Below are 9,943 nucleotides of genomic sequence, written 5' to 3' on the forward strand. Positions count from 1 at the left end.
TGGGAATGGGGAATGGGGAATGGGTAATAGGTAATGGGTAATAGGTAATAGGGGGAGCATGTCAGAAATGCCGAATATTTTTACCATTACTATAGCCCCCTCATGGGTAATTGCTTGCTCATATGGTACATAGTTGATCTGTTCTGCAACTAATACCGGCTTATTAACATAATTTTTGTTTTTTTGTCAAGTAGTTCATTTGTTCGGCTTCTTTGACCTGCTCCCGATGTTCTACCCCCACGAATGAATTCGGGGGGTATTTTTGAATTTTGAATTGATAATTTTGAATGGTCGCGAAGGGATTGACTCAAAAAGGTTTCTATGCTTTAAATACAATAGCTGGATCAATACGAGTCACCTTTTGGATAGCGAACAAACCCGAAGTTACACACATTACCACAGTTATGCCAAAAACACCTGTGGCAGATAATGGTGTGATTAAAAGAATAATTCCTTTTGATTTAACCCATACACTCAACCCCCAGCAAAGGAGCATACCAGGCACATAACCAAGAACAGCCATCCACAATGCTTGTTCCACAATAACACTATAAATAAACCGGTCCGGTGCGCCCATCGCCTTTAGGGTACCAAACTCTTTGATATGGTCAGAAACCGAGGCGTAGAGAATCTGAGTGACAACTACCATGCCAACAATCACTCCCACAACAGCACCTAGACCCAATACAAAACCAAGACCTGTTCGCACCTGCCAGTAATTTCGGGTCTTGCGTGCCATCTCAACCTTCGTATAAGCACGAGTCCCGGGTAAAGCAGCGTCTAAATTCTGCTTGAGTTCCTCAAGATCCTGACCTAGTTTAGCCTTTACCATGATATAGGTAATGGGGTCTGTTAGGCTCAAAGGTGTAGGTTCAGGAATCTCCGACTCATCAGACTTATTCAAAGACTTTGACTTTTCGTAAATAGTGGTACACTGCAAATTATCTGAAGATTCTACAGTGCAGTTAAGCTTAGAGGTATAGCTGGTGTTGATATAGGTATTGGCATTTTCTAAGGAAGTAAATAAGAATGGGCTAGCTACAAGGGATTGACTATCTGTGGTTAAGCCGACCAATCGAGCAGGCAAGAAATTAACCGTAGCGGTATCACCGATATCTTTCACATTGAGCGTCGGTAATCTGCTTTGATCCACCATAATGGTATAAGGCTCCTTAAGGGTCTTCAGTCTACCCCGAGTGATTTTTCCGGGTTGGAACAGTGTTCCCCCTAGGTCAAATCCAATCAACGTAACAGGACTGGTATCTCCCTTAAGAGGACGCCATCGACCTGACCCCATGAGTAGTGCTTCTGCTCGCTCCACACCTTTGACTCGTTGGGCTTGATCCAGCTGATTCTTTAAAAGTGGCTCGGTTAGCTCAAACTGAACCATTCGCTCAGAACTTACCCATATATCTGCCTCCGACCCCTCAATCAGAAGAACTGTAGAGCGAGTGAACCCGTTGAGTATACCAGTTTGGATGGTGACTAGGCTAACGGCAAACATAATTCCTGCTTGAGCCACCAGAAAGCGAGGGATGTCTGCCCAGAGGTTTTTGCGAGCAATAGAGACCATAGAAGATCATGCCGAGAGAACTTTTAAGTAATATCACGTGCGAGAGCATAGAAATTGTAAGGTGTGGGTTTTTGGTCATTGTTATTTCTCCCAACCTTGGGTTCGAAGAAGACCTGATCGCAAGCGCCAGCCACGAAAACTATTCCATGGGCATACTCTCTTGATTTAAAAAGCTTCCAGAAATTAATAGGGCAAGGGTTTCATGGGTGTAGCGCGTTCTTCTGAATGCTTACAGTCAAAGTCATAAAGCCAGTGTAACTCATAGACTTTTAATTAACTAACATTAACTAACCAGTAAATTTTTGTAAATCCCTGCCAAGATGGCAACATGGCTCAGTGGCAAGAGTCATACATTTCAGTAGTTTTCTGGCATAGAAGGTCATAAATAATCAAAAACTTCGGTCAATGGGTAAATACCCCATAGTCTATATCGTGTAATTTGTGTAAACTCACGGATACATCAACCTCATAAAATTCTGTAGCATTGAGCTAGCAGTTACCTGATCAATCATAGGTTACTTGTGCATCTCGGTGAAAGTCTTTAACTGTTCCCGGTGTTTTTTCTTGCCTATGGTTAAGAAAGCCTCTTCCCAATCCGCAAATTATTCCGGTAATGGCAGCACTAGGACAATCAGTTTTGCTGACAACGGCAATCAGGTAAACCAAAGGCAATGATGGCGATAGAACAAAATTATCCTCTAATTCCAATCAAAGAGTTTACTTCCGTCAAACAAGCTGGGTTGTTTGAAATTTTGAAGCAGCCTCGGTTTAGCGGTCAACTCATTCTTAGTGATCCTAGTAAACAAGAATGGATATTTCACATTTATATGGGTCGCCTCATGTATGCTACCGGAGGGACTCATCCAGTGAGACGGTGGCGTAGAAACCTACTCATTCACTGTCCTCAGACATCTGCTCAGCTTTCATCACTGCAAGAGGATCTAGCTAATACCAATTGGGAAGATGTCAATGTCTGTTGGGACTATCATTTACTATGCCTATGGGTAGATCTGCACAAGGTTACCCGTGATCAAGCTATCAAAATGATTCAGTCTGTCATGGTAGAAATACTTTTTGATGTTACCCAAGGCATGCAGATCACCTATCAAATCAAACCAGATTCCTCATCATCATTATCATCATTCTTTAAACCACTGGTCTTGATTGACGCAGAGCAAGTCATCCATGAAGCTGATGAACTTTGGGAAGCTTGGCAAAGTGCTCGTGTAGCAGACCGCTGCCCTAATCGGGCACCAATTATCAGGCAGCCCGAACAACTGAGAGTTAAAACATCCCCTCAGGCTTATCAAACTATGACCAAGCTGTTGAATGGACAATATACCCTACGAGACTTGGCCATACTAATGAAACGGGATGCTAGGGCAGTTACTCTCTCCATTCTGCCTCACCTGCAATCAGGATTAGTGGAACTGATAGATATTCCGGATTTACCTGCTCCAGTTTCACTACCTCCGAACGAAACATCGGTCAAAATTGTACCTGAGCAGAAACCTTTGATTGCATGTGTGGATGATAGTCCCCTGATCTGCCAAAGCATGGAAAAAATTCTTACCTCAGAAGGCTATCGCTTTGTGGCTATTAATGATGCACTTAGGGCGATCGCTACTTTGTTAGCTACTAAGCCAGAGTTGATATTTTTAGATCTGGTCATGCCCAATGCTAATGGCTATGAAATTTGCGGTCAATTGCGCAGGCTCTCCTTTTTCCGCAATACTCCGATCGTAATTTTGACCGGTAACGACGGCATCATCGACCGTGTGAGAGCGAAGATGGTTGGCTCCTCAGATTTTATGAGTAAACCCATCAATCCTGAAGAAGTATTGAGCGTTATCATTAAACATCTTAAACAAGTTAATTATAATTGACTAGATAGCCGAAATTTAAGTGTTTACAAAAAAATATGTTTAAACACTTGCTTACTTGATTATAATTTTAGAGTTATTTAAATCGGATAAAAATGGTTACCGCATTAATTGTTGAAGATTCATTAACTGATCTAGAAATTTTCAGAGGTTATCTCAAGGAAAATGGGTTTAATGTATTAACTGCCCATAATGGCTCAGAAGCCCTAGAAAAAATTAGCAGTAATCAGCTGGATTTGATTGTCCTTGATGTTGTCCTTCCGGATCGCAGTGGTTTTGAAATTTGTCGAACCCTTAAAAATGAAGCTAAGACAAGCCAAATACCTGTGATAATCTGCTCCACCAAAGATACTGAAATGGATAAATTTTGGGCGTTGAAGCAGGGAGCAGATGCTTACCTGTATAAACCTGTTGATAACGCAGAACTCCTAAAAATCATTAACCAACTGGTCAAGGGCTAAATCTGAGCTATAAAGAAAGAGAGATCATCATGGTATCCAAGTTTGTCCCAGCATTAGCTTCCCCGTCATCAGCCACTGAAACTGCTGCGAATGAAATTAGACAGCAGTTTCTGCGGTTTCATCTGGTACCTGATACTACTGCTTTAATGCCAATTAATCAGCTGACTGAAGTGCTGACCATTGCTGTTGGTCAAATTATTCCAATTGCCCATATGCCACCTTGGGTGATGGGTGTTTACAACTGGCGGGGTGAAGTTCTTTGGATGGTCGATCTCGGACACATTGTCGGACTAACTCCTTGGCATCAGCAACCGGTAAATACATCACACTACACCTCCTTAGTGTTGCATATCCAGTCTCATGATCCTAAGTCCATTAAATACAACCAAATGCTAGGGTTGGTCGTCAACCGGGTAGAGGACATTGAATGGTGCAATCCCGATTTGATTCAACCTCTGCCATCATCAAGCCTGAATCCTGAATTGGCAAAGTTTTTACAGGGATATTGGCTGAAACATGGTGGTGAAATGCTAGTAGTTTTTGATGGCAAACTAATTTTTGATACCAAGTTTTAATCCTACTATTCAGCGACGGTAACCTGAACGTATTATTCCATAATCAATCATCACAACTAATTATAGATGATGATTCGTTAATTACTTATAACGGTAATAAAAAAAATACTGGGATAAAAAATAAGTGTTTTATAAAAAATAAACGAATACTTTTCATTATAATAATAATGCCAACAATACAAATAATAATGATATGGTAAAATCCCAAAAGGCGCTGGTTAAGACACTCTTGCCTGAGTCAACTATTCCTAACGTTAAATTGCGGGTTGTTCAAGAGTTAACAGAAACTGATACCGAGGTAAACCATTTGCCAGACCAAGATATCAACCCAGGAGATCAGCTTCTGGAACTGGTTAAAACTGAAAAAAAAAATCAGAAGAATAAAAATACTCTCAGCCGCCAGTTGTTGACAACGATTATGCCAACGGTATTGATTCCTCTGACTCTGGCTAGTCTAGTAAGTTACAGAATTGTTCACGACCATGACAAAGAGCGAAATAAATTACAGCAGCAGGAGCAAGCTCTAATTGCTGGTGAAGCAGCTAGCCAACTGATTAAGGATACCTTTACCGTACCAACCTTATTAGCTAGTAATCCTTTAGTCATCAAGGCAGCTCATGCTGGTAGCAAAACCGCAGAACAGCAAGAACTTCAGAAACTGGCTATTCACGAGATTGAATTACGTTTTCAAAACACAAAGCTCCTCCAACCCAATCCACAACTCAATAGTTACTTAAAGAAAATCGTCAAGGATGTAGGTCTAGGGGAATTATTTGTCACTGACCGCTATGGGTACAACATTGCTTATAGTAATCTCACCTCTGACTTTGTGCAAAGGGATGAAGACTGGTGGCAACAAGCCAAGCGTCAAGGGCGTTGGGTCAGTGAACTAGACTTTGATGATTCAGCTAATGTCTTTGGTTTTGATCTAGCTCAGGCAATCAAGGATCCTCAATCAGGAGAATTTCTTGGGGTGATTAAAGCTGTGCTACCCATGAATCAATTAGAGCAACTGTTCCCTTATCTAGAACATATCGGATTGATGGGTTCCCAACAAGTGCAGCTGATAGACACTAGCCAAGGCATGGTAATTAGTACCCTCACCCCTGAAGGTAGTCTGGATGAGGAGGAGATCATTGGAGGTGAAGCAGTTTGGGAAATTGCTAAGTTTTTAGTCCAGGCACCGACCCAGCTAACTATTAATACTAAGCAAGACTTCAATCGCTTCAAAGCTAAGTATTCACTAAAGGAAGCAAGACTTTCGACCTATACGAATAAAACGGGAAAGCAGGTAAAAATTGTTTACTTCCTCTATAAAGATAAGTTCTATACCATTGTGACTAACCCACAAACGGATTGGGTATCCGTTGCTTCCGTGGACAAATCAGAACAGCAAAACGCTGGTAATGAGTTAATCTTAGCGTTTGTCTTTATAGCCCTAGCCTTGGGAGCAGTGATTCTGGTAGTTGTTCTGCTTTTATCCCGCCGCCTATCTGCTCCTCTAAGTCAATTGTCTGATACAGCCAAGGAGGTGGCTGCGGGTAATTTAGATGCGATTGCTCAACCGAGTGGTACCGCAGAAACCCAAACCCTGGCTCACACCTTTAATAAACTAGTAGCCCGGATTAAACTTCTGGTACAAGACCAAAGCCTTGAGGCTAAGCGTGCTAAGCAACTGAAAGACATTACGATTCAGCTAACTCAAGCCCTTGACCTCCAAGAGATCCTGGATATGGTAGTGCGAGGGAGCCGACAAGGGCTGGATGCGGATCGAGTGGTTGTCTATCGCTTTGACCCCAATGGGAAAGGTACTGTCATTGCTGAATCCCTGGCTGCGGGTTGGCCCCAGGCTCTCGGTGCGGAAATTGCTGACCCTTGCTTTGCAAAGAATTACGTGGATAAGTACATCCAAGGTCGAGTTAAGGCAACACCCAATATTTATGAAGCTGGTCTGAACCGGTGTCACCTGAAACAGTTAGAACCCTTTGCGGTCAAAGCCAATTTAGTTACCCCGATTCTCGTTGAAGGGGAACTCTTAGGCTTATTAATTGCTCACCAATGCAGTGAACCTCGGACCTGGCAAGCCTCAGAAATCGATTTCTTAACCCAAGTAGCTAACCAAGTGGGAGTAACCCTTGACCGGATCAACCTCTTGGAACGGCAAAGAATTGCTGAAGCCGAGCAACGGACGGCTAAAGAGCAGCTTCAAAAACGAGCACTGGAATTGCTGATGGAAGTAGACCCAGTTAGTAAAGGAGACCTCTCGATCCGTGCCCGTGTAACCGCCGATGAATTGGGAACTGTTGCTGATTCCTACAACGCTACCATTGAAAGCTTGCGCAAACTTGTGGTGCAAGTGCAACAGGCAACCAAGCAAGTTACCACCACCACTACTCAAGATGAAGCAGCGATTCGAGAACTATCCACAGAAGCCTTGCGACAGTCGGAGGAAATTACTGCAGCCTTACAACGAATTCAAGACATGACGACTTCAACTCAAGCTGTGGCTGCCAGAGCCTCTGAAGCTGAAGCTGCAGTCAAACAAGCGGCTCAGACAGTCGAAGCTGGGGATACTGCTATGAACCGCACTGTGGAAGGCTTTATGGCGATTCGGGAAACTGTAGGCAGCACTGCCAAGAAGGTCAAACGTCTTGGGGAATCGTCCCAAAAGATTTCTAAAGTAGTTAACCTGATTAGTAACTTTGCAGCTCAAACCAACTTGCTAGCCTTAAATGCTTCTATTGAGGCAGCTCGTGCTGGGGAAGAAGGTCGAGGCTTTGCGGTGGTTGCTGATGAAGTGCGAGCCTTAGCCCATCAATCAGCAGAAGCAACGGCAGAAATCGAAAAAATTGTGGCACAAATCCAGATGGAAACCAATGAGGTGGTAGCTGCCATGGAAGCTGGTACTGAACAAGTGGTAGGAGGCACAAAACTGGTGGATGACACCAGGCAGAGTTTGAATCAAATCACTGAAGTAATGGTCAAGATTAATGAGTTGGTCGAAGCGATCGCTACCGTAACTGTTGAGCAAACTCAAACAAGCGTTTCAGTGACTCAGACTATGACTAATGTGGCAGCGATCGCTAATCATACCTCCATAGAAGCGTTGCAGGTATCCCACTCTTTTAAACAACTGCTTACAGTTGCCGAGCAACTGCAAGATAGTGTAGGCAAGTTCAAGGTGAGTTAGTGTTCTTAGTCAATTTTTAATTTTTAATTTTTAATTTTTAATTTTTAATTTTTAATTTTTAATTTTTAATTTTTAATTTTTAATTTTTAATTCTTAATTGCCATTTTCAAAGCAACTGTGATCTCAACAATATTGACTGGAAATTATATGGCTGTAACTCCTGAAATTTTTCAGTCACCCCGAGTTAGGCAATGGTGGCAGCGATGTCCAAATCCTGGACGTCTTGACAAGGATAAACTACCTATTTTTAATTAATTAATTGGGCGTATTCCATGACTAAAATCCCTCCTCATAATAACTCCCTTAAGGATAACAATGGTCACCAGATTGATACTAATTATATTAAGTTATCAGATAAATTATCTGATAATTTTTCAGAAAATGGTGATAATGGCAGCTACCAAGCTTTGCTTCTGTCAACATTTACTCGGAAAACTAAACTGGGTAAATCACTGCTACTACCCCAATTAATCCAGTCAAAGGTTGCACCAGCCCACAAACTTCCATCTTTATTTTTTCAATGGTTTTATAACCTTCCTATACAAAGGAAGCAGCTTTTCGCCCTGTTGACGTCAGAAGTGATCTCCGTAGTTGGCTTAGCAGGTGTGGGGGCTTTTTTGATTGTTACAGGAGGTCGTGCTCAGTTAATCAACCAAGCCACATCAGAATTGGCGGTTATGGATATTATCTATAATATCAAAATTAATCAGATGGGGTTTGGCTTTCGGGGACAAACTCACAATAGCGCAATTATTCAAGCGGTTCAAACCCATGCTCAAGGCAAACCCTTAACCCCCGGGTTGTTCAAACAAGTGAAAGATATTCTCCAGCAAGAAATCCAGACTCGTAGGATTGAATATGCCACGTTGGTTGGAAAGGATCGGCGAATTATTGTCAATGCTAATGCTGATCGAACTGGGGAGTTTTTCGATCCCAACGACTTAGTCAGTCAGGTTCTGGAAAATCCTCAGCAAATTAAAACCAGTGAACTAGTCAGCTGGTCTGAGCTTGCTAAAGAGTCTCCCTTTCTACCTGCTGGGATTGTCCAGCAAAACAATCTCTTGATTCGCTACACCGTGACACCGATTAGAGCCACCGACACAGGAGCAGTTTTGGGAGTATTGGTTTCTGGGGATATTGTCAATGGCAAGCTGCCTATCGTCGAGGATACCCTAAAGTCTTTTGGGGGAGGTTATAGTGCGGTATATCTACGTCAAGCCGATGGTCAATTCGTCTTGGTAACTGCCTTAGATCAGGGTGAAAGTACCAATTTAGCAGAAGCTCAACCGAACGTCTTCTTGCCCGATACCCCTTTCCTGAATCAAGCGGTAACAGCTCAGGGTAATCCGATTACCAAACGCATCAATATAGGGAGACAAACCTATACAGTCGCTGCCAAGACGCTAAATAATTTTAGTGGTAAGCCAGTTGCCCTTTTGGTAAGGGGAACCTCAGAAGCTCAACTCAACTTCCTGCTCAGCAACAAGCTACTCCTACAGTTGGTAGTAGTCATCTTAGCTTTAACCGCTAATCTATTACTAGCTATTCTTCTAGGACGAGCCATTACTAAACCTATCCAGCAGCTACAAAACTTAGCCGAGCAATTTGCTCAAGGGTCACGCCAAGTCCGAAGCAATCTGATCACTAACGATGAGATCGGTAAGCTAGCTAGGACCTTTAATAAAATGGCTGAGAGTGTTACCAGTCAGGAAAACCTGGTACATCGAGAGGCAAATCGGACACAGGTCATTATTAACCTTGCTGCTACCCCCATGGACAAATCTCTCGACCTCAAAGCTCTTTTCCAAGAAGCGGTGGAAACAGCCCTCAATCAGTTAAATGCGGACCGGGTAGTTATCTACCGCCTGAATCCTGATGGTAGTGGCTACATTGGATTCGAGACAGTTCAACCCGGTTGGCCCAAAGCAATTGAAAATATGGTTGAGGATAGGATTGAGAAGAAAATTGAAGATGCTTGTATTCCACAGCAACTGATTGATGGCTACAAACATGGGCGTGTCATTGCCACCAATAATGTATTTGAAGCAGGTTTCCATCGTGACCACGAGAAGTTGATGGAACGATTGCAAATCAAAGCAAATTTAGTGACACCAATTGTCCACGGAGAAACACTCTACGGTTTACTTATTGCTCATCATTGTAGGGCCCCACACCAGTGGCAAGAGTCTGAAATCATTTTCCTGACGCAGTTATCTCTTCAGCTGGGCAATGTTATGGAGCGAGCCATGTCCTTAGAAAAA

General features: G+C 42.7%; 7 protein-coding genes. 5 read left to right on the plus strand and 2 right to left on the minus strand.

The genetic code is table 11. The features are described 5' to 3' along the window. Positions 1-319: 319 nt before the first annotated feature. Positions 320-1,573 carry an FtsX-like permease family protein gene (locus F6K20_RS11275; RefSeq protein WP_008186500.1) on the minus strand — a complete coding sequence of 418 codons (1,254 nt, stop codon included), beginning with the start codon at positions 1,571-1,573 and terminating at the stop codon, positions 320-322. 504 nt (positions 1,574-2,077) lie between these two features. Continuing rightward, positions 2,078-2,245: a hypothetical protein gene (locus tag F6K20_RS11280; RefSeq protein WP_008186499.1), complete on the minus strand. Its 168-nt coding sequence runs from the start codon at positions 2,243-2,245 to the stop codon at positions 2,078-2,080. Between F6K20_RS11280 and F6K20_RS11285 the strand changes: the two genes are divergently transcribed. The 5 genes from F6K20_RS11285 to F6K20_RS11305 form a co-directional block, all read left to right on the plus strand. Next, complete coding sequence (locus tag F6K20_RS11285) at positions 2,245-3,459, plus strand: response regulator (RefSeq protein WP_008186497.1); 1,215 nt, start codon at positions 2,245-2,247, stop codon at positions 3,457-3,459. The two genes, F6K20_RS11280 and F6K20_RS11285, sit on opposite strands and share 1 nt — an antisense overlap. A 92-nt stretch (positions 3,460-3,551) precedes the next feature. Continuing rightward, positions 3,552-3,917, plus strand: coding sequence for a response regulator transcription factor (locus F6K20_RS11290; RefSeq protein WP_008186495.1), 366 nt, complete (start codon positions 3,552-3,554; stop codon positions 3,915-3,917). Positions 3,918-3,946: 29 nt separating this feature from the next. Further along, entirely contained in the window at positions 3,947-4,492 is a 546-nt protein-coding gene (locus F6K20_RS11295) for a chemotaxis protein CheW (protein ID WP_008186493.1), read from the plus strand. Between the two features lie 193 nt (positions 4,493-4,685). Beyond that, entirely contained in the window at positions 4,686-7,682 is a 2,997-nt protein-coding gene (locus F6K20_RS11300; RefSeq protein ID WP_008186491.1) for a methyl-accepting chemotaxis protein, read from the plus strand. Between the two features lie 272 nt (positions 7,683-7,954). Further along, positions 7,955-9,943 (plus strand): GAF domain-containing protein (locus tag F6K20_RS11305; RefSeq protein ID WP_287294692.1); only part of this gene is annotated, 1,989 nt, incomplete at its 3' end.

The sequence above is a fragment of the Moorena sp. SIO2C4 genome (assembly GCF_010672485.1).
Taxonomy (GTDB): domain Bacteria; phylum Cyanobacteriota; class Cyanobacteriia; order Cyanobacteriales; family Coleofasciculaceae; genus Moorena; species Moorena producens.

What these genes read in the sequence shown, in the direction of transcription:
- F6K20_RS11275 (WP_008186500.1), bottom strand. Translation starts at nt 1,573, where the DNA reads ATGGTCTCTATTGCTCGCAAAAACCTCTGGGCAGACATCCCTCGCTTT.
- F6K20_RS11285 (WP_008186497.1), top strand. Translation starts at nt 2,245, where the DNA reads ATGATGGCGATAGAACAAAATTATCCTCTAATTCCAATCAAAGAGTTT.
- F6K20_RS11290 (WP_008186495.1), top strand. Translation starts at nt 3,552, where the DNA reads ATGGTTACCGCATTAATTGTTGAAGATTCATTAACTGATCTAGAAATT.
- F6K20_RS11295 (WP_008186493.1), top strand. Translation starts at nt 3,947, where the DNA reads ATGGTATCCAAGTTTGTCCCAGCATTAGCTTCCCCGTCATCAGCCACT.
- F6K20_RS11300 (WP_008186491.1), top strand. Translation starts at nt 4,686, where the DNA reads ATGGTAAAATCCCAAAAGGCGCTGGTTAAGACACTCTTGCCTGAGTCA.